The 19,543-nt window shown below is 67.9% G+C and carries 14 protein-coding genes; 4 read left to right on the top strand and 10 right to left on the bottom strand.

From position 1 onward, the window contains the following. Positions 1-8: 8 nt before the first annotated feature. The 5 genes from xylB to M2421_RS01000 all read right to left on the bottom strand — a co-directional run bounded on the left by xylB (position 9) and on the right by M2421_RS01000 (position 8,088). Positions 9-1,502 (bottom strand): xylulokinase, encoded by a 1,494-nt coding sequence (xylB, locus tag M2421_RS01020; protein WP_259202663.1) that lies wholly within the window; start codon positions 1,500-1,502, stop codon positions 9-11. 64 nt (positions 1,503-1,566) lie between these two features. After that, positions 1,567-3,096 carry a tryptophan halogenase family protein gene (locus M2421_RS01015; RefSeq protein WP_259202662.1) on the bottom strand — a complete coding sequence of 510 codons (1,530 nt, stop codon included), beginning with the start codon at positions 3,094-3,096 and terminating at the stop codon, positions 1,567-1,569. A 13-nt stretch (positions 3,097-3,109) separates the two neighbouring features. Then, complete coding sequence (locus tag M2421_RS01010) at positions 3,110-4,129, bottom strand: cupin-like domain-containing protein (protein ID WP_259202661.1); 1,020 nt, start codon at positions 4,127-4,129, stop codon at positions 3,110-3,112. A gap of 3 nt (positions 4,130-4,132) precedes the next feature. Beyond that, entirely contained in the window at positions 4,133-4,891 is a 759-nt protein-coding gene (locus M2421_RS01005) for a SapC family protein (protein WP_259202660.1), read from the bottom strand. A gap of 65 nt (positions 4,892-4,956) precedes the next feature. After that, positions 4,957-8,088 carry a TonB-dependent receptor gene (locus M2421_RS01000; RefSeq protein WP_259202659.1) on the bottom strand — a complete coding sequence of 1,044 codons (3,132 nt, stop codon included), beginning with the start codon at positions 8,086-8,088 and terminating at the stop codon, positions 4,957-4,959. 297 nt (positions 8,089-8,385) lie between these two features. Here M2421_RS01000 and M2421_RS00995 point away from each other — a divergent pair, with 297 nt between their 5' ends. Then, the gene (locus M2421_RS00995; RefSeq protein WP_259202657.1) at positions 8,386-9,519 is read left to right on the top strand and encodes a LacI family DNA-binding transcriptional regulator; all 1,134 of its coding nucleotides are present in this window, start codon (positions 8,386-8,388) and stop codon (positions 9,517-9,519) included. Between the two features lie 44 nt (positions 9,520-9,563). Here M2421_RS00995 and comJ read toward each other — a convergent pair whose 3' ends face one another. Both comJ and M2421_RS00985 read right to left on the bottom strand, forming a co-directional pair. Next, entirely contained in the window at positions 9,564-10,034 is a 471-nt protein-coding gene (gene comJ / locus M2421_RS00990) for a competence protein ComJ (RefSeq protein ID WP_259202656.1), read from the bottom strand. Between the two features lie 13 nt (positions 10,035-10,047). Further along, positions 10,048-10,365 (bottom strand): hypothetical protein, encoded by a 318-nt coding sequence (locus M2421_RS00985; protein ID WP_259202655.1) that lies wholly within the window; start codon positions 10,363-10,365, stop codon positions 10,048-10,050. A gap of 446 nt (positions 10,366-10,811) precedes the next feature. Here M2421_RS00985 and M2421_RS00980 point away from each other — a divergent pair, with 446 nt between their 5' ends. Beyond that, entirely contained in the window at positions 10,812-12,305 is a 1,494-nt protein-coding gene (locus M2421_RS00980; RefSeq protein WP_259202654.1) for a hypothetical protein, read from the top strand. 277 nt (positions 12,306-12,582) lie between these two features. After that, positions 12,583-14,169, top strand: coding sequence for an SDR family oxidoreductase (locus M2421_RS00975; protein WP_259202653.1), 1,587 nt, complete (start codon positions 12,583-12,585; stop codon positions 14,167-14,169). A gap of 30 nt (positions 14,170-14,199) precedes the next feature. On the opposite strand, the gene M2421_RS00970 is transcribed toward M2421_RS00975, so the two are convergent. Together M2421_RS00970 and M2421_RS00965 are read right to left on the bottom strand one after the other, a co-directional pair. Then, positions 14,200-15,336 carry a hypothetical protein gene (locus M2421_RS00970; protein ID WP_259202652.1) on the bottom strand — a complete coding sequence of 379 codons (1,137 nt, stop codon included), beginning with the start codon at positions 15,334-15,336 and terminating at the stop codon, positions 14,200-14,202. A 49-nt stretch (positions 15,337-15,385) separates the two neighbouring features. Then, on the bottom strand, positions 15,386-17,254 hold the full coding sequence (locus tag M2421_RS00965; protein ID WP_259202651.1) for an XVIPCD domain-containing protein: 1,869 nt from the start codon (positions 17,252-17,254) through the stop codon (positions 15,386-15,388). Positions 17,255-17,479: 225 nt separating this feature from the next. On the opposite strand from M2421_RS00965, the gene M2421_RS00960 reads away from it, so the two are divergent. Next, positions 17,480-18,712 (top strand): MFS transporter, encoded by a 1,233-nt coding sequence (locus M2421_RS00960; RefSeq protein WP_259202650.1) that lies wholly within the window; start codon positions 17,480-17,482, stop codon positions 18,710-18,712. Positions 18,713-18,742: 30 nt separating this feature from the next. Here M2421_RS00960 and M2421_RS00955 read toward each other — a convergent pair whose 3' ends face one another. Next, on the bottom strand, positions 18,743-19,540 hold the full coding sequence (locus M2421_RS00955; RefSeq protein ID WP_259202649.1) for a helix-turn-helix transcriptional regulator: 798 nt from the start codon (positions 19,538-19,540) through the stop codon (positions 18,743-18,745). Positions 19,541-19,543: the final 3 nt, after the last annotated feature.

Raw genomic sequence — 19,543 nt, 5'->3', positions numbered from 1 at the left:
GAGGGAGATCAGCCGCGATACAGCGGCGTGATGGCGTCGAGATGTCGCAGGAAACGTGCGTAGGCCGCGGCATAAGCAGGCGTGCGCGCCGGGTCCGGCTGTGCGGACTGCAGCGGGTCGAGGGCAACGTGCCGGTCCACGATGTCGGCGATGGAGGCGGCGTCACCGCGCGCGTGCCCCATGGCCCACAGCGCCTGCAGGGCCGCGCCGAATGCCGCGCCCTCGGACTGGGTGGGCACGTCCACCGGAAGGCCGAAGATATCGGCCACCAGTTGGCGCCACTGCGCGCTGTTGCTGCCGCCGCCGGTCAGCACGATGCGGTCGAACCGCATGCCCGCGCGGACAAAGGCGTCGTACCCGTACTTGAGGCTGTACGTCGCCCCTTCCATGGCCGCGCGATAGAAGTGCGCCGGGGTCATATTGGTCGTGTCCAGGCCGGCCAGCACCCCCTTGCCCAGCGGCAGGTTAGGCGTGCGCTCGCCATTGAGGAACGGCAGCATCACCAGCCCGTCCGCACCGGGCGGCGTGGCCCGCAGGTGTCCATCGCCATAGCGCGTACTGAAGGCGAAGGCATCGGCCACCTGCTCGGTGACCACCGTGCAGTTCATCGTGCAGATCAGCGGCAGCCAGCCGCCGGTGGACGAGCAGAACGCGGCCCACGCCCCGTCCGGGTCGACCACGGGCGTGTCCGAGTACGCAAACAGGGTGCCCGAGGTGCCCAGGCTCATCGCCAGGCGACCGGGGACGACGCAGCCGGTACCGATGGCCGCCATCATGTTGTCGCCCCCGCCGACGGCCACCTTCACCGTCGCGCGCAGCCCCAGTGCCGCGGCGGTGGCGGGGTCGATGTCGAACACCTCCTCGGGCGCGGCGATGCGCGGCAGGCACTGGGCAAGATCGCGCGCCGGGTCGGTGGCGCGCAGCAGCTCGCTGGACCAGGTGCGGGTGCGCACGTCCAGCCACCCCGTGCCGGACGCATCCCCGTACTCGCAGAAGCGCTGGCCGGTCAACACGAAATTGAGGTAATCGTGCGGCAGCAGGATGGTGGCGAGCCGCGCGTAGGCCTCGGGCCGATGGGTCTTCGTCCACGGGAGTTTGGAGGCGGTGTAGCCGGTCAGCACCGGGTTGCCCGCCAGCGCGATGGTGCGCGCGGCCCCGCCGACCGCGTCCATGACCTGCACGCACTCGGCCGAGGTGCTGGTGTCGCACCACAGTTTGGCCGGTGCCAGCACCTCCCCTGCCGCATCGACCGGGACGAAGCCGTGTTGTTGGCCCGACACCGCCAGCGCGGCAACACGGGCGCGCACCTTGGGATCCACCGCACCGAAGCAGGCGTGAAGGGCCGCGACCCAATCGGCCGGCGACTGTTCGCGGCTGCCATCGGCGGCGGACGTCAAGCTCAACGGCGCGCTGGCACTGGCCACGAGGCGACGCCCCGCAGGGTCGTAGACCACCACTTTCAGACTTTGCGTACCTGCGTCGATTCCGGCAACCAGATCCATGTATTCCACTCCGCCCATGCCTGAAGGTAGCGCTACCATTTCTGCGCAACAGCGTGCGCGCCGGTTATGCCAGCGCGGATGCCCGCGGCCATACACCCGGCGCCGCCTTGCAGTAGCGTTCGATGAACGCCGCCTGCGACGGCATCGCCGCGACCGCCTGCTGGACCGGCTGCCGGATCCGCGCCAACAGCGTGCGCAGGTCCGCGTCATTGATGGCCCTTGCAAGCGGATGCGGCGGACCCGGCTGGATCCCCTGCCCCATCAACACGCTGGTCCACGAGTCCACGCGGAACAGTTCACCGGGGTCCTGCCAGGCGTGTGCGCGTTCGCGCCAGGCGCGCAGCCGGAGCGCCAGCGACTCGGGCAGCGCCATCTCGCGACAGGCCGCCCACATGGGCTCCTCACGCTGGTTGGCGTGGTAGTGCAGGATGATGAAGTCGCGCACGTGCTCCATCTCCTGGCGGCTGACGTCGTTGTACAACGCCACCAGCGCCGGGCTGATGCCGTCGAAGGGGAACAGCTGGATCAGGCGCACCACGGCACTGATGGTCAGGTGGATGCTGGTCGATTCCAGCGGCTCGATGAAGCCGCTGGCAAGCCCGAGCGCCACCACATTCCTGTTCCACGCCTTCAGCCGGCGCCCGCTGCGGAACGGAACCAGCCAAGGGTCCCGCAGCGGCGGGCCGTCGATATCACGCAGCAGCTTGGCGTGCGCCTCGTCGTCGGACATGTGGCGGCTGGAGAACACCAGCCCGCAACCGACCCGGTGCTGGAGCGCGATATGCCACCGCCACCCGGCCTCGTGCGCGATGGCGCGCGTGTACGGCACCGGCGGTGCGACGGACTCGGTCTGCACCGCCACGGCGCGATCGCTGGGCAGCCAGTCGTGCCAGTCCTCGTAGCCGGTGTGCAGGGTCTGCTCGGTCAACAGGCCACGGAACCCCGTGCAATCGATGAACAGGTCGCCCTCGATGACCTGCCCGTCTTCCAGCACCAGGGCCGCCACGGCGCCGTCATGGTCGTGTTGCCGGACCTCGCGGATCTTGCCTTCCACCCGTCGCAGGCCATGCGCTTCGGCCTTGCTTCGCAGGAACTTCGCGTAGAGCCCGGCATCGAAGTGATAGGCGTAGTTGACCTGCGGTTGCGTGTCCAGCGAGAACTGGTCGCCGAGCGAGGCGACACTCTCCAGGCAGAAGTCGCCCAGCGCCGAGGGCATGCCGCGGCGCAGGCTGTCCAGCCAGAAGTGGTGGAACGGCGTGGCCCACGTCCCCTGCCCGATCGTGCCGAACGGATGGATGAAACGATCGCCGGGGCGGCGCCAGTTCTCGAACGAGATCGAGAGCTTGAACGTGCCGGCGACCGCGCGCAGGAACGCCTGCTCATCGATCTGCAGAAAGCGATGGAACGCCCGGATCGGGGGCACGGTCGACTCGCCGACGCCCACGGTGCCGATCTGCTCCGATTCCACCAGCGTGATCTCCAGCTGGTCACGGAACTGGTGGGCCAGCGCACAGCCGGCCAGCCAGCCCGCCGTGCCACCCCCGGCGATGACCACCTTGCGGATCCGCCCTTCTGTTGTGTTCGCCACGTTCAAAGCGATGCTCCCATCAGCGATTGAGTCGAGCCAGCAGCTGGGCGCGCGTGCGCCGTGCCTGCGTCTCGTCGAACGGCGCCAGCTCACCCCGGGCGGCGTCGGGCAGATGCTGCCCTGCGCGATCGCCGGGACCGAACACGTAGTACGTGAAGATCTCTGCCCAGGCCTGCTTCTCGCGCGCCGGCAGATCGCGCAGCGCCCACATCGCATGCTGGAGCGCCGGCAACGGTGAAGGCAGGAAACGCGGCGACGTGCGCCACCAGTAGTTCACCAGCACGTTGAACGGCTCCAGGCTGCGCACGTGGTGCCACCACATGCTCGGGATGAAGATCGCATCGCCCGGTTCCAGCACGGCGGTCTGCGCGCTTGCCAGCGCGTCAGCGAATCGTGGATGGCGCGCGACGTCCGGGTGGTCGATATCCACCACGCTCACCACCTGCCCGCCCGGGGTGGGTTCCAGCGGCCCCGGATACAGATTGTCGATCTGCTCGGGCGGGAACAGGGTGAACCGACGCCGGCCCACGGCGCAGCACGCCAGGTTCTGCGGGGTATCAAAATGACAGGAGGCCGTCACCCGGTTGCCGATCCAGATGCTCGCCGACGCCTCGATGCCCTGCCCGGCCAGGCCGGCGTCGTTGGCCTGCGCGAATCCGGGGAGCGCCTGGTCGATCAGCAGCGACGCGACATAGTAGGTGGGCGGCCGCGGGTCTTCGAGGGTGTCTGCAATTGCATCCAGCACCTGCGTCAGCAGCCCGCGGCGCACCTCGACATTCAACTGCGTGAAATCCTCGGTGTAGAACGGACGCCCGTCGATCTCCGGGCCGCCGAAGGAATACGGCACCGGCACGCCCGCCTCGAAGCCGCGCAGATACGCCATGGCCGCGTGCGTGGAGCGCAGCCCGGCCTGCACCAGTGCCCAGTCGCGCGCGATCCCGCGCAGCACCACCGGCTCCCCGGCGGCCACCAGCGCCTCCAGCGGCAACGCCGTGGGCTCAACGCCGTCCAGTGTCCGCATGGCAATGCCGTCCAGCACCGGTCAGTTCCTGCCGGCAGCGACGCCGGCGTCGGCCATGCGCAGGCGCCGTTGCTTCTCGGCGATCAGCCGGCGCATGTTGTGCAGCGAGGTCAGCATCAGGTACGCACCTTCCAGATAACCGGCACTGTTGAGCTCGGCCAATGCGGCACCGTCCAGCAGCGCCAGGCGGTCACGGTCGATGGCGTGCAGGCCGTTGATGCCGACCCGGTGCTGCGGATCGATCTGCACGTCGAGCGTGAGTGGCTGGATCAGCCCGTGCGCATCGAGCGCGGCAAACATCGCCGCGCCAAAAGCGTGGCCATCGTGAATGCCGCGCAGCACGCCGGCGATATGTTCGAGATACGGCGTGTTGCCCCCCTGCGGCAGGAACACCGGCTCCCCCTGCGTCGCATTCACGCGCGGATGCTCCAGGTCCACGTGCAACACCGCCTCCCGGGTGAGCGCGCCATCGATCCGGCTCTCCTGGAAACCGATGAGGAACGGCCCCTTGGCCGCCGCCCCGGGCAGGTAGGCCGCATTCCAGCGACCGTCCTGCAGGAACAGATTCTCGTGCTGTTCAAACCCCAGCAGGGCCACCGACTGCCAGTCACCCGTGGCCGGGTCCTTGCGAAGGAAGATCGGGTATTCCCGCTGCAGCTCGGCAAACTCACTCGGGTAGGCCGGCACCATGCCCACCGCATCACCCAACTCGGGACCGAAATCGGTGGCCACGCGCAGGTCGCGATGGGCGATGTTGTTGAGCATTTCGTAACGCGGCATGGTGTTGTCCAATCCCCTCGTCAGCCGTGAACAGGTGCCGCTGCATCGACAGCGGCACCCACCGTTCAGAACCTGTAACGAACGCCGAGCATGTAACGCGGGCTCTGGTCAGCCAGCTTCACGATCATCTGCGAGGTGCGCGAGCGCCAGCGGACGTCCTCACCGGTCAGGTTGATCGCTTCCAGACCGAACGACCAATGATCATCCAGGGTGTAATTCACGCTGAGATCCCACTGCTCGTACGCTTCCACGTAGTACGGATTGCGGCTGGCCCCCTGGTTGGCGAGGATCAGGTACTGGTCACGCCAGTTCCACGCAAGCCGCACCGACCAACCGTATTTTTCGTACATTAGCACGGCGTTTGCGGTGTCACTGAGGCCGGTCAGCGCGAACTGGTCGATGCCCGGGTCGCCCCCGTTGTCGTAGCCGACATCGCCATTCACCAGGGTGTAATTGGCGAGGACGCCAAACCCGGTATCCCCGAAGAAGTACTGCCCGCCCAGCTCCCAACCGTGCAGCTTGGCCTGGTTCTGGTTGATCGGCCGGTTGACGTTGAACTGGTACAGCGGGTCGCCGGCCTGCCCATAAAGATCGTAGGCCGCTTCGGTCGCCAGGACCTGCGCGTCGGTACCGTTATAGGCGCCCAGCCCGGCCGGGTTGTTGCGCAGAAGGGCCAGCGCGGTGAACAGCGCCGTATCGTTGGCCGAGCAGGCCGCCGCGTTGGCCGCACCCACCTGGGTGATGCAGGCGCCGCTGTTGAGGAACGCCAACGCTGCCTGCGCATCCGGACCGGAGGTGGGGTCCCTGAGCCCGTACAGGTTTTCCTGCACGATGGTGTTGCCGATGAAGTTGTTGACCGACTTGTTCCAGTACGTCAACGACACGTAGCTCGCGTCGGCGAAGTACCACTCCAGCGCCAGGTCGAGATTGTCCGATTCCAGCGGCTTCAGCTGCGGGTTCTGCGCGGTGCCGCTGGCCCGCGACGACGGATCGATCAGCACCGAGCCAAACGGCTGCTGTGCGGTCGGGCCCGCATAGAGGTTGCCGATCGGCGCGCGCGCGATGCTCTTGCCGAACGAGACGCGCCCCTTCAGGTCGTCCATCAGGTCGATGCTGAAGTCGAGGTTGGGCAGGATGTAGCTGTAGCTGTTCTTCTCGGTGAACGGCTGTTGCTCGTCGGACAACACCACGCGGAAGTCGTTGTTGGACTGCCATTCGATGGCTTCCGGGATGGCGATGACCGAGGTCGATACCACGTCGGTGGTTTCATAGCGCACGCCCAGGCGGGTATTGGTCCGCATGCCGCCCAGCTCGCCGTCCAGCTCGACCTGGAAGTAGGCCGATTTGGTTTTTTCCTCCACCAGGTTGTCGGCGGCGCGCTGCGGGCTCACGCCGAGACTGGCGTTGTAGTTGTCCGCAGCCCACTGCGCAATGCGGCCCGCATCGCCACGCCACGCGGTAAAGCTGTTGGCGTTGAAGTCGTTGAACAACCCCACGATGTTGACCGGCTGCAGCAGGTCCATCAGCCCGTTGGCGACATCCCCGTCCACGTTGGCCACGCCCCAGTCGCCCAGGGTGCTGTAATTCTCCGCTGCCTGGATGCGGTGGGTGGTCTGCTTGCTCGAATCCACGCCGAACTGGAAGCGTCCCTTGTCGAAGCTCCACTCACCGTCGATGCGCCCCTGCTTGATCTCGCTGACCTGGGTCTGCGAATTGATGCGCAGCACCTGCGAACCGATCTCTCCCGGCGCAAAGCCCGGGTTGACCACGCCGTTGGTCTTGGCGATGGCATCGGCCGTGCTCGGGTACCAGACCTGGGTGCCCACCGGCAGGCCGTTGTTGAAGTTCATTTCCTGCACCCACGACCCGCCGCAATGCGGCCCGCTGGTGCAGTTGTTGGTACCGGCGATGCTGCTGAAGATGGAGCCACCGCCGGTCAGCGGATCGTTCGGCCGGCTTTCGTTCTTCGAATCGTGCGCGTCGAAGGTCAGCTTGAACCGGTCGGTGACGTTCCACAGGGCATTGAAGCCGAGCGATCCCAGCTTGTACTTCTGCATGCTGCGCTGCTGTTCAAGCCCGAAGTCCTTGGTCCCGGCGATTTCGCGGATGTAGATCGGGGTCGCGACCGCGCCGCTGGTATCGAACGTGACATCGGTGTAATTGCTGTTCTGCAGCCACATCCCCTGCTCGCCACGATTCTCGGTGATCTCGTTGGTCGAATACGTGTAGTCCAGGGTCAGCGTCACCGCGTCGGTGGGGGCGAACTGCAGCACCGCCTGGCCATTGATGCGCTCGCGCTCGAACTCGGAGAACGCATAGCGCAGGTCGTTGGGACGGGCATACAGCGCGCCGACCGCCGGGGCGTTGACCACGGTCGGGTTGCCGGGCATCGTGCCGGTCCACGGCTGCACGTTCCAGTAATTGTCGGTGGCCTGGACCGAGCCACCCTTGCGCTTCTGGTAGCTGGCACTCACCCCGACACCGAAGGTCTTGTCCGGGTTGCTGTAGCTGAAGATGCCGGACAGTTCGGGCGTCAGGTCGTTGTCGAACGGCTGGCTCTGGTCGGAGACGACTTTCGCGCCGGCACTGGCCACGGTGCCCTCATGATCGAACGGGCGTCCGGTCAGGATGTTGATGGTGGCGCCGATACCACCGCTGGGAACATTGGCCTGGCTGGTCTTGTAGACCTCGATGCCATTGATGGATTCCGCGGCCAACTGGGCGAAGTTGAAGGCACGGGTGCCGCCGTCGACACCGCCGATGGCAACCTGTCCGGCGGCACCGAATGCATCGGCACCCGGCATCTGCCGCCCATTGAGCGTGACCATGTTGAACTGCGGGCCAAAGCCCCGCGCCGTTACCTGGGCGCCTTCACCATCACGGCGTTCGATGGAGATGCCGGTGATGCGTTGCAGCGATTCGGCCAGGTTGGTATCGGGGAACTTGCCGATGTCCTCGGCGCTGATCGCATCCACCACGCCGGCCGAGTCGCGCTTGATGTCCATCGCCTGGCTGAGGCTGTTGCGGATGCCGGTCACCTGGACGGCGTCCAGCTGTGTCGGGCTGGGCTGGGCCTGCGGTTGGGCAACGGGAGGCGGCGTTGCCGCATCCTGTGCGAATGCGGGATTGATGACCAGAACGCCGCCTACAAAGGTAAACATGGCCCTGGAGGTGAACTTCGCCAGCGTCCGGCTCATGAACGAGCCCTCCGGCCTGGGGTACGACGGAACGTAGATGCGCGCATGACTCTCCCCTCTGACATAACGATCGAATGGATGTACCGCCCCTCCTGGGGGCACGTACGGGCGATGCCCGTCTTCCACACCGAACATCGCAGTGCGCCGAGCGCAAACTGCGACTCAAACTCGCTTTCAGGCTTGCCAGAACAGCCGCGTGGTAAAGGGGGGGTACCTGCTGGCCTTACTCCGGCCCAGTGGTAGCGCTACCATCACGTCACGGGCGCAGACTAATCATCCGGGGTTGCGCTTGTCATCATGCAGCGCAACAAAGGAAGCCAGGCCTTGAAGAGCAGTCACAAAGCGGTCCGTCGAAAGGCAAGCGCCATCACCATCGACGACGTGGCGGCGCATGCAGGCGTCTCCGCCATGACTGTATCGCGCGTCATCAACGGCCATGCCGGCGTGCGTGAAGGCAACCGCGCGCGCGTCATGCGCAGCGTGCACGAACTGGACTACCGGCCCAACCTGGCCGCCAGCGCCCTGGCCGCGGCGCAACACACCTGCATCGCGCTGATCTACACCAATCCCAGCTCGAGCTACCTGCGCGAACTGCTGGTCGGCGCGCTGCGCGGGTCGACCCGGGCGGCGGCACAGTTGGTGATCGCCAGCTGGGATGAGCTGGGCACCCCGGCGCGTCGCGAGGCGGCGCGGCAACTCGCCGGCGGCGTTGCGGGCGTGATCCTGCCGCCGCCCCTATGCGAATCGGAGGACATCGTCGACGCGTTCGTCGGTGCAGGCATTCCCGTGGTCTCCATCGCCTCCAGCCAGTTCAGCGACCGGCTGTCCTGCGTGCGGATCGATGATCGTCGGGCCAGCCACGAAATGGTGTCGCATCTGATTGCCCACGGCCACACCCGCATCGGCTACATCACGGGCGATCCGAACCAGACCGCCAGCGCGCACCGCTGGCAGGGGTATCGGGATGCGCTGGCCGCCGCCGGCATCCACCATGACGATGCACTCGTCCAGCCGGGGTACTTCACCTATCGCTCCGGACTGGAAGCCGCCGAGCGGCTGCTGGCCCTGTCCGCGCCGCCCAGCGCGATCTTCGCCAGCAACGATGACATGGCCTCGGCCGTTGTGTCCGTCGCGCATCGTCGTGGCCTGGCCGTACCGGGCGATCTGTCGGTGGTGGGGTTCGACGACACCTCCGCATCGACCATGGTGTGGCCTGAGCTGACCACGATCCATCAACCGGTGGCGGAGATGGCCGACACCGCCATCGACATCCTGCTGCGCGAGATCCGACGCCCCGCGTCCGCGCCACGCGGCACGGTCAACCATGTGCTCGCGCACCGGCTGATCACGCGCGCGTCCGTTTCCAGGCCGCTGCCAGCGACGGAGCGCCCGCCAACGCGGGAGGGCCGCACGACGTCTCACGGCGATTGATCGGATTGCCGGGCGCACATGGCGCGGTGCCGCCGCTGCGCCCCCTACAGCGCAGCAACAGCAACGGCGTCCAACGCGCCGTCCCGTTCAATGCTGCCATCCGCCCTGAGTATGTCGAGCTGCCCTGCTCCCTTGTTCAACCTGACATTGGCCTGCTGGATATCAGGCGATGCCCACAGAAGCTCCACCTGAAGGACATAATCGCCGGGCGCAAGCTGCAAGGGCACCGTATCGATAACGCTGCCGATTTCTATGTGGCCGTCGGTGGTGACGAAAGGAACCTTGAAGGCACGTACCACGTCCACGCCAAGGCTGGGGATGGGCTCGTCCACATAGGCGCGCACCACGCACCTCCCCTCCTCCAGCAGCGTCCTGAAGGACACGCTGCAGTCGCGCCAGGAGAATCCCTGGCTGACGTGCCGTTCGCTCCACTGGTTGAAGGGATGATCGAGGTTGCTTGAGAAAACGCACAGTTGCGCGTACGAAATGTGGATGTTCATTTCGACGATGGACATTGGTCGCCCTCCGTTATTCCGGCCATTGCTTTTCTGGCGACAAGGGACGCGCCATCGCCAGGATCCAGCCCCACACAATGTAGACGACGGGAAGGGCGGCAAGCACCCCGAGCAACAGCAGCCAGCGCGCGTTATCGAGCAGTTGCCGCGGGCTGCACTGCAGCGGGCCGCTGTTGCCCTTGCCCATCCGAACACAGCCGTGCTCCGGATAAGCCATGGCATGGGCGCCCCAGAGGAAGAGCCCGGCCAGCAGTGCAAAAAGCAGCATCACCCCCACGTCGGGACCACGGTTACCCATACGCTTCCAGCGTTCCGCGAGCCGCAGGTTCAACACACGTCCACGCAATGCCCGGTCGGGGCCGCATGGGCGCGCGAAACCGCTGGACGCTGGTTCGAGCAACACCGGCCATCCGCCACCGCCGTTGCCAACACTGCCACACCCATGGCGATCTTGAGCTGGCCACCGCCCCTGTCACTCACCTGCTTCATATCCCTCCCGTTCAACACGCCCCCATCCAGCGGTAGTGGCGCGGGTCTACCTCTGTCATCGCACACGCCCAACGCGGATCTCTCACCGATCCTAAGGTAGCGCGCCCGGGCCAACAAGCACGCGGTGAGCGGGACGCGCATTCCAAGGATAGACGTAACCAGCACGCCCCCATCCGTGTTTATCCTTGGACCGCCCCGCCCGGTCCTCGCCACCGCGCGTGTTGGTAAACCGCCGCATTCCATCCCGAAGGACGTCCGGCCCGTCATGGCCGCCAAGGAGACGCGTAGATGACACTCTTTGTTGCTGATCGTTCCATTTCCCACCCTCGCCTGCTCAGTGAGCGCTGCCGGCGGGTCGTGCACCTGATCGACGACGCGGACGCGTGGCTGCAGTGGGCCATTGGCAACCAGGATCATCGCTATTACTTCGCCGATGAGCCCCGGCTGCTGGATGGCCTCCAGAAAGGGTTGCATGGCTCGGGCCTGGCCTGGTTGCCACGGGTCGGACTGCAGGTAAGCCCGAGCAAGCTGCTCAGCCTGGGAGCGAACGACCTCGATGCGCTATACCGGCTGGAGCAAGGCGAGAACGGCAGCGCGCTTGCCGGGCAGGTGGCGTCCGTGCTGTCGCGGCATGCGCTGCTCACCAACGCGATGCTGAAGTCGTCGCAATCGTTCCTGTCCGCCATCGGTGCCGGTGACGCGCCACTGCTGCAGCAGCTGGACCTCCGCGGCAGCGTGGCGCTGTGGCACCTGGCCGCCGAATACGGCGCGGCGGCCGACGGCAGCGGCCCGCATGCTGAAGCGGCCGGCTTCGCGTTGCAACATGCGCGCCATCCGCTCGAGTTCTGCGACTACTATCGGTTCTACCTCCATGTCGAGCATCCCGATGGGAGTGCCGGGCAGCGGCTGGCCAACGCCACGCGTTCCCTTAACGCACTGCGCCCCCTGTGGTTCGATACGCTCGATGCGCCACAGGTGCAGCATCTGCCCTCCCTGCAGGAAGCGCGGCAGATCATCGACATGACCCTGGCAGCGGGCCAGCGGATAGGCTTTGCACGCATCTCGCTGGCGGTGCAGCAGGTCGCGCCCATCCTGCGCGGCCTGGCCCTGGAAGAGCCCACGATCCACGCCGCCTCGCGCCAACTGCTGCGCGATGTCCATGCCGTCCTGCGCACCTACCCGCTCCAGCACGGGCAGTTGGGACAGGACGGCACCAGCGTGCGCTTCCCCATCGAGGCTCCAGGCGTGCATATCGTGCTGCAGGTGGAGGACGACGCCATTACCCTGGCCGAGTACACGCTTGTGTCCGGTGATCGTGATCGTGATCGTGCCGCCGAGGCTACGCCCGATGCCCCGCACAGTGACCAGGGGGATGCCGAGCCTGCCGCGCCGCAGGACCTCGCTGCGGCGCGGGCGCAGGCCGAGCAGACCCTGGCGAGCGCGCGGGCCGCGCTGCTGCACATGCCGGGCGCGCGCACCGGCGGGACACTGGCATCCTCCGGGGACGGGGACATCCCCCCGCCGGTGCCGTCGCCAGGCCCGGCGACGCCAGAGGATGCCCGCACCCCGCGAACGTCGCCGCTGCAGATCGCCCAGGCGCTGGCCGACGCGGCCATGGTCGCCAGCGAGCAGGCCATCCGTGAGGCGATGGCCGCGTCGCAACAGGCCATTGATGCTGCCAACGAGGCCCTCCGGCGCGCCGATGCCGCCGCCGAGGAGGCGGTGCGTCGCGCAACCGAGGCGGCCGCGGAGGACGAGGCGAGCTGGAAAAAACGCGGGTAACGCAGCCATCGCGCAGTGGCCGGCAAGCGCCGGCCACTGCGCCGCTGTCCGTCGCTGCCAGGCACATGCGCCCGGTAGCACCGGCCGCCCCACGTCTGCGGGACGCCGCTGGCAAGCTGAACAACGCGGCCGCCGACCCGATTGGCGCCAACACCCCCGGATCGGGGACAATGGCCGGCGACCGGATGCCCCGGTCAGTTACAGCGTGGGCCCGCATCGAGGCGTTCATCGCTCTGCCGTCCGTCGCTGTCTCCCTACCGCTGCTCCCGGATCTGAATTGAACGCCATCGCCCCTCCCCTCGCCGCCGACGATCTGCCCCTGACCGACCGCCTGCGCGTCGCGCTGGACCTGCTGGAGGCGATCGAGGCCGACCGCAGCGTGCTCGACACCCTGCCCGACGCCGATCGCGCGCGCCTGCACCAGGTGGTGGCCAAGGTCTATCACCCCGAGCCGAAGGCGCGCCGGCAGATGCTCAAGCAGCAGGCCAAGCAGCGCCACCAGGAAAAGGTGCGCAAGGCCGAGGCCCTGCTCGAGCAGACCGGCATCCGCACGCTGCGCCGCAAGCCGGTGTTCAGCACGCCGAACTATTTCCCGCCGCACGCCGCCGGCCTGCATGACGCGCACAATGGCGAAGGCGTCGCGGCAGCACCCGAGCCGGTGCATTCGCCGGAACTGCGCCACTGCTACGTGTGCAAGCAGAAGTTCACCCAGCTGCACCATTTCTACGACCAGATGTGCCCGACCTGCGCCGCGTTGAACTTCACCAAGCGCACCGAGACCGCCGACCTGCGCGGTCGCGTCGCGCTGTTGACCGGCGGCCGGGTCAAGATCGGTTACCAGGCCGGCCTGAAGCTGCTGCGTGCCGGTGCCGAACTCATCGTGACCACGCGCTTCCCGCGCGACTCGGCGGCCCGCTATGCCGAAGAGCCGGACTTCGCCGAGTGGGGCCACCGCCTGCAGGTGTACGGCCTGGACCTGCGCCATACGCCCAGCGTGGAAGCGTTCTGCAACGAGTTGCTGGCCACCCGTACGCGGTTGGACTTCATCATCAACAACGCCTGCCAGACCGTGCGCCGCCCGCCGCAGTTCTACGCGCACATGATGGCCGGTGAGACCGCCGCGCTGCACGAGCTGCCGGAAACGGTGCGCAAGCTGGTCGGCCAGTACGAAGGCCTGCGCAGCCCGGAACTGCTGAGCGACGCCTCGGCGATCGCGCTGCCGGCGGTGCAGGAGCGCGGCCTCAACGGGGCCGATGGCCTGACCCGCGCGGCCGAGTTGTCGCAGGTGGCGCTGCTGGAAGACGAGCTGGTGGGCCAGCAGCATCTGTTCCCCGAGGGCCGTCTGGACCAGGACCTGCAGCAGGTGGACCTGCGCGGCCGCAATTCCTGGCGCCTGTTGATGGCCGAAGTACCGTCGGTGGAATTGCTGGAAACCCAGCTGGTCAATGCGATCGCGCCGTTCATCATCAACGCGCGCCTGAAGCCGCTGATGCTGGCCACGCCCGAGCGCGACAAGCACATCGTCAACGTGTCGGCGATGGAGGGCCAGTTCTACCGCAACTTCAAGACCACCCGCCACCCGCATACCAACATGGCCAAGGCCGCGTTGAACATGATGACGCGCACCTCGGCGGCCGATTACCAGAACGACGGCATCCACATGAACAGCGTGGACACCGGCTGGGTGACCGACGAGGATCCGGCGGAGATCGCCGCCAAGAAAGTGCAGGAAGAGCGCTTCCACCCGCCGCTGGATATCGTCGACGGCGCCGCGCGCATCGTCGACCCGATCATCCATGGCTTCAACACCGGCGAGCACGTCTGGGGCCAGTTCCTGAAGGACTACGCGCCGACCGACTGGTAAGCGCGCGGCAGGGCGCGGGGCGACCCGCGCTCAGGGATCGGAGCGCGCCGGATCGAACACGAACCGGTGCGTGGCCGGATCGAACACGAAGACATTGAACGTGCCCTCGCCCCCGGCGCCGCCCGACCAGGCCGGCAGGAGGAGATCGGGGTGGCCGTCGGCGTCGGCGTCCACCACCTGCAGCAGGTCGGATTCGCCCGCCAGGACCGGCTCGGTATCGAAATCCCTCAGGACCTGCACGCGCTCACCGGTGCGGGCGTCGAGCACCTCGATCGCCGTCAGCACTCGTCGCGCCTCGTCCTGCGTGTCACGCTCGAACCCCAGACGAAACCGGAACCCGGGTGCGCTGGCGGCCTGTTCCACCCACAGCGGCCGCGACAGTGCATCGCGATCGATCCAGCCGGTCCTGCTGCCGCCATCGGCCGCCACCTGCTCTACCCGATACCACGACGGCGTGCGCGCGAGCACCGCCACGAAACTGCCGGCCGCCAACGGGGTGCCGCCGCCTTCCTGGCCGGCATGCGCGTGCAGCGCAATCGCGTTGGGCAGGTACAGCACGTCCTGGTAGTCGCGCGCCTGCGCCAGGGCAAAGCCGTCGCGGTAGTGGGTCACCTCGTAGTGCTGGATGCTGCGCCCATACGCCTCCGGCGCGCAGACATCGGCGATGGCGCAGATGCCGGCCTCCTCCGGCGTAGGCGTGCGCACCGCCGGAACCTGCTCGGTCCCGGTGGCGCGCTTCTGGTCGTCCCAGCGCACCGTGAACCGGGTTGCGGTCCACTCGATCACCGCCTCGCTGCCGTCGGTGCCGATGTGGGTGCGACAGAACGGCTGCGCGTCGGACCGGGCGTTCCAGCCCGGAAACGCATAGGCCTGGCACAGCCGATGCACGGGGTTGCCGTCGTCGCGATCGTCCGCATCGGTGACGAACACCAGCTTGTTGAGCCCGGCCTGGCGGTCACGCGAGACGTAGGCATAGCGGACCTTGGCCGCCACCGGCAGCGCGTGCTCCACGCGTTGCCGGTACGCCTGGCCAGGCGGCGCGATGGCCGGCGGTGCCGACAGGTACGCCTCCGGGTCCAGCCGGTACAGGCCCGGCTGCAGAAGATCGACAGGCGCGGCCTCGGCGCTGGCCAGGACGGCGGCCAGCGCAAGCAGGGAAAACGGCATGCAGCAGACTCGTGGATAGGGGGGAGGCGCACGTTACGCGCGCCATGCGTCATGCCTGGCGGGCGATCTCACTGGCCTGCACCTGCTCGGCCGCGCGCGCGGTCTCCGGCGCCGGCGCCCGCGCCTCGGCCACGGTCTGCAACGCACGCACGTGCTCGCCCACCGGCGTCGCCACCGCCTCGGTGGTCTCGGCCCGCGCCAGCCGGCGGTCCGCGCCGTGCGGGTCGCCCTGGACGGCGAACGCGTACTGGCCGTTCTCGCTGAGCACGGCCTGGTCGATCCGCTCCAGGCCCTCGCGCCGCGCCGCCACCAGCAGGCCCATGTACAGGCGCTCGCTCATCGCATCGGACTGGCGACCCATGCCCTGGTCCAGCGCACCGACCGCCGACTGGCCCTGCCGCATCAACCCGTGGTCGGGGCTGTCGGCATGGCGCGGGTCCTGCGGCAGCAGGGGCGTCGGCGCCGGCAGGTTGCGCAGCCGCGGGCTGTCCACGCTGGCGTCAATCGGGACGAAGCCGCCGCGCGGATCGCCGTCGGCGGCGTTGGAGAGCTTGAACAGGCGCTCGGCCATGCCATGCGCGGACTGGCCCTGCATGCGCGCCATCGTGGTGGCGAACGCATCCACATCCTGCTGCGGCCTGCCTTGCCCGTCATCGGCCAACACGTGCCAACGCGGGTCGGCACCGGGGTTGTCCTTCACCAGCGCCTGGGTCTGCGCCATCAACGCGCGCATCTGCGGCTCGCTGAAGCGCAGGGTGAGGGTGTCGCCGGCCTGCACCGGTCCCTCGCGGCGGGTGTCGCCGGTGAGCGCGGTGTTGAGCATGCCGGCGATCTGCTCGGCGTGCGGCTGGTTGCGCAGGTCGAGCTGGAACTCATAGCGCCGTGCCTGGACATTCTCGGTGCCATCGGCGGCGTGCACGCTCAGCCGGGTCATCGGCACGTTGCCACTGTATTCCACGCGACGCGCATCGACATGGCTGCCGTCGTCGAAGCGCGTGCGCACTACCTCACCGGCATTGCGTGCGCCGCCCAGGTCCGCGCCCAGGTGCTCACCGATGCCTACCTTGAGACGCGTCTGCGAACTCATCCCGAGCCGTTCCACCGTCGCGGCCGCTTCGACGCCGGGCGTCTGCGCGGCGATTTCGCCGGTCGCCACGAAATGCGCGTAGGCGGCCTGGCCATCGGCCTGGCCGAGGTCGAAGGTCGCGGTCTTCACCGTGGACTGGCCGAGCGCGTCCTGGCGGCCGAGCATCGCGCTGACGCCACCGGCCGACACACCGAGCCCGTTGAACGCCGATACCGCCTGGTTGGGCCCCATGCTCACGCGCACATGCTGCGCATCCACGCGGTCCACGCGGTAGCTGGCCCCGGCGGCCTCGGTGAGCTGGGTCTGGGTGGCGATGTGGCGGAAGCTGGCATCCAGCGCAGTGCCCTGGAACGCCTGCCCATCCAGCGTGACCCGGCCACCGACCGGAATCGAGGTGGGATCGAACGGAGACACCCGCGCCGCGTCGGTCGCATCCTGCCCGGCGGGCAGGCTGACCAGATAGCGACCGCGCGTGCCGGCAGTGCTGGACACTTCGGCAGCGGCACCACGGCTGCCGCTGCCGCCGTGCTCGGCGCGCACCCCGGCCATCTGTTCCATCTGCACCTGGTAGTTCACCAGGCCATCGGCACTGGCGTGGGTGAAGGTGACCGCCTGGCCCTGGGTCTGCGCCGTCGCGCCGAGCTTGGCGACGTCGCGCTCGGTGGCGCCCTTGACTGCCCCATCGCCGGGATTCCAGCTGATCGCGTGGGCCCCCACGCCGGCGCGGTACTCGCTGTTGGCCGAACCGTAGTCCGGGTTGAAGGCCACCTCGGCGGCACTACGATGGCGCGCGATGCTCGCTGCGCCGTCCCTGTTTGTATCGGCATTCATGCCGTGACCTCCTTGAAACGAGCGCTCCATTGTAGAGGCCGGGACTGAAGCGCGCGTTCACTGCGCGTGGCGGCAACGGTGCCCCAATCGCGACGACGGCCGCCCAAATCGCGCGAGACGGGACGCCGTCGAGCGCCTACGCTTATCCATCTCCCCCGTCCGCCGGTCCGGGGCCAGCCGCGCCCCGCGCCTGGTATCGCGACCCTCCTGCGTTTGATGCCGCCCATGACTGCACCGCCCCCCGCCCCCAGCTCCCCCTCGAACATTCCCGCCGCCACGCCCGCCGCCCCGGTCAACCAGGGCTTTGCGATCCGCATCGTCGGCGCGGCCGCGTTCGCGCACCTGCTCAACGACATGATCCAGGCGGTGCTGCCGGCGGTGTACCCGATGTTCAAGAGCGAGTTCCAGCTGAGCTTCGGCCAGATCGGCGTGCTCGCGCTGGTTTACCAGGTCACCGCCTCGCTGCTGCAGCCATGGGTGGGCATGTACACCGACAAGCGCCCGCTGCCGTACCTGCTGCCGTCGGGCATGGTGGCCACCTTCATCGGCATCGCGATGATGGCCCTGGCCAACAGTTACGAGATGCTGCTGGTGGCGGCCGCCGTCGTCGGCGTGGGCTCGGCCACCTTCCACCCGGAAGCGTCGCGGGTGGCGCGGATGGCCTCGGGCGGTCGCTTCGGCACGGCGCAGTCCACCTTCCAGGTGGGCGGCAACACCGGCTCGGCACTGGGTCCCCTGCTGGCGGCGGCCGTGGTGATCCCGCACGGCCAGCGTGCGATCGGTTGGTTCATGCTGATCGCCGCGGTCGCCATCTTCGTGCTGTTCCGGCTCACCGGTTGGACCGTGCGCCATGGCCAGGCCAAGATGAGCAGCCTGGCGCGCAACCACGGCACCGGCCTCAGCCGCGGCAAGGTAGTGCAGGCGATCGTGGTGATCTCGGTGCTGATGTTCGCCAAGTTCGTCTATATCGCCTCGTTCACCAACTTTTTCACCTTCTACCTGATCGAACGCTTCCACCTCAGCGTGCAGCAGAGTCAGATGTATCTCTTCATCTTCCTGGCCTCGATCGCGCTGGGTACCTTCATCGGCGGCCCGGTCGGCGACCGGATCGGGCGCAAGGCGGTGATCTGGATCTCGTTCCTTGGCGTGGCCCCGTTCGCGCTCGCCCTGCCCTACGCCAACCTGATGGGCACGGCGGTGCTGGCGATCGCGGTCGGCCTGGTGATGTCCTCGGCCTTCGCCGCGCTGGTCGTGTATGCGCAGGAAGCCGTGCCGGGCCGCGTGGGCATGGTGTCGGGGCTGATGTTCGGCCTGATGTTCGGCATCGGCGGCGTGGGCGCGGCAGGCCTGGGCAAGCTGGCCGACATCCACGGCATCGTGTGGGTCTACCACTTCACCTCGTACCTGCCGCTGCTGGGCCTGGCGACGGCGTTCCTGCCGAAAACCCGGCCGCACTGATACCACGCTGCGCGCGGTCCGTGCGCGGCGTCAGTGGAAGAACTGGCTCGGCCGTTCCCCGAAGCGCTTCTTGAACATCGCGGTGAACGCGCTGGGGCTGGCATACCCCAGCGACAGCGCCACATCGATGATCTTGTCCCCGTGCGCCAGCCGCTCCAGGGCGCGCAGCAACCGCGCCTGCTGCCGCCACTGGCCGAAGGTCATGCCCAGCTCGCGCGCGCACAGGCGCTGGATCGTCTTGACGTCCACCGACAGGCGGCGCGCCCAGTCCTGCAGCGTGGAGGGATCATCCGGGGCGGATTCCAGCCGGCGGGCGATGGCCTGCAGGCGCGGGTCCCGCGGTTGCGGCAGGTGCAGCGGCAACACCGGCAGCGTCTGCAGTTCGTCGAGGATCAGTTGCATGACCCGGCCATCGCGGGAGTCCTGGCGATACGGCTGCTGCACCTCGACGGCGGCGCGGATCAGCGCGGCCAGCAACGGCGTGACCGAGACCGTGGAGGCCGTGCCCGGCGGGTGGGCGATGGCCGACGGCAGGATGTACAGGCTGCGCATGCCGACCGCGCCGATGCAGCTCACCTTGTGGCCCATGCCGACCGGCATCCAGATCGCGCGCGTGCTTGGCACCACCCATCGCCCCGCACCTGCCTGCACCACCAATACGCCGGTCTCGGCGTACACCAGCTGATGGCGGTCGGGATGATGGTGCAGCGGAATCACGGTGCCGGGGGGGTAGTCGCGCGCGCGGCACAGCACTGGCGCATCCGGCGCGAAGGGCACGCTGCGGCCCTGCCCATCGGCGGCGGTGATGTCCTTTTTTCCATAGGGCACGCG

Source organism: Stenotrophomonas sp. BIGb0135, from assembly GCF_024810105.1.
Taxonomy (GTDB): Bacteria; Pseudomonadota; Gammaproteobacteria; order Xanthomonadales; family Xanthomonadaceae; genus Stenotrophomonas; species Stenotrophomonas maltophilia_AB.
This window is presented reverse-complemented; position numbering and strand designations above follow the sequence as displayed.

What these genes read in the sequence shown, in the direction of transcription:
- xylB (WP_259202663.1), bottom strand. Translation starts at nt 1,502, where the DNA reads ATGGATCTGGTTGCCGGAATCGACGCAGGTACGCAAAGTCTGAAAGTG.
- M2421_RS01005 (WP_259202660.1), bottom strand. Translation starts at nt 4,891, where the DNA reads ATGCCGCGTTACGAAATGCTCAACAACATCGCCCATCGCGACCTGCGC.
- M2421_RS01000 (WP_259202659.1), bottom strand. Translation starts at nt 8,088, where the DNA reads ATGAGCCGGACGCTGGCGAAGTTCACCTCCAGGGCCATGTTTACCTTT.
- M2421_RS00995 (WP_259202657.1), top strand. Translation starts at nt 8,386, where the DNA reads ATGCAGCGCAACAAAGGAAGCCAGGCCTTGAAGAGCAGTCACAAAGCG.
- comJ (WP_259202656.1), bottom strand. Translation starts at nt 10,034, where the DNA reads ATGTCCATCGTCGAAATGAACATCCACATTTCGTACGCGCAACTGTGC.
- M2421_RS00980 (WP_259202654.1), top strand. Translation starts at nt 10,812, where the DNA reads ATGACACTCTTTGTTGCTGATCGTTCCATTTCCCACCCTCGCCTGCTC.
- M2421_RS00970 (WP_259202652.1), bottom strand. Translation starts at nt 15,336, where the DNA reads ATGCCGTTTTCCCTGCTTGCGCTGGCCGCCGTCCTGGCCAGCGCCGAG.
- M2421_RS00965 (WP_259202651.1), bottom strand. Translation starts at nt 17,254, where the DNA reads ATGAATGCCGATACAAACAGGGACGGCGCAGCGAGCATCGCGCGCCAT.
- M2421_RS00960 (WP_259202650.1), top strand. Translation starts at nt 17,480, where the DNA reads ATGACTGCACCGCCCCCCGCCCCCAGCTCCCCCTCGAACATTCCCGCC.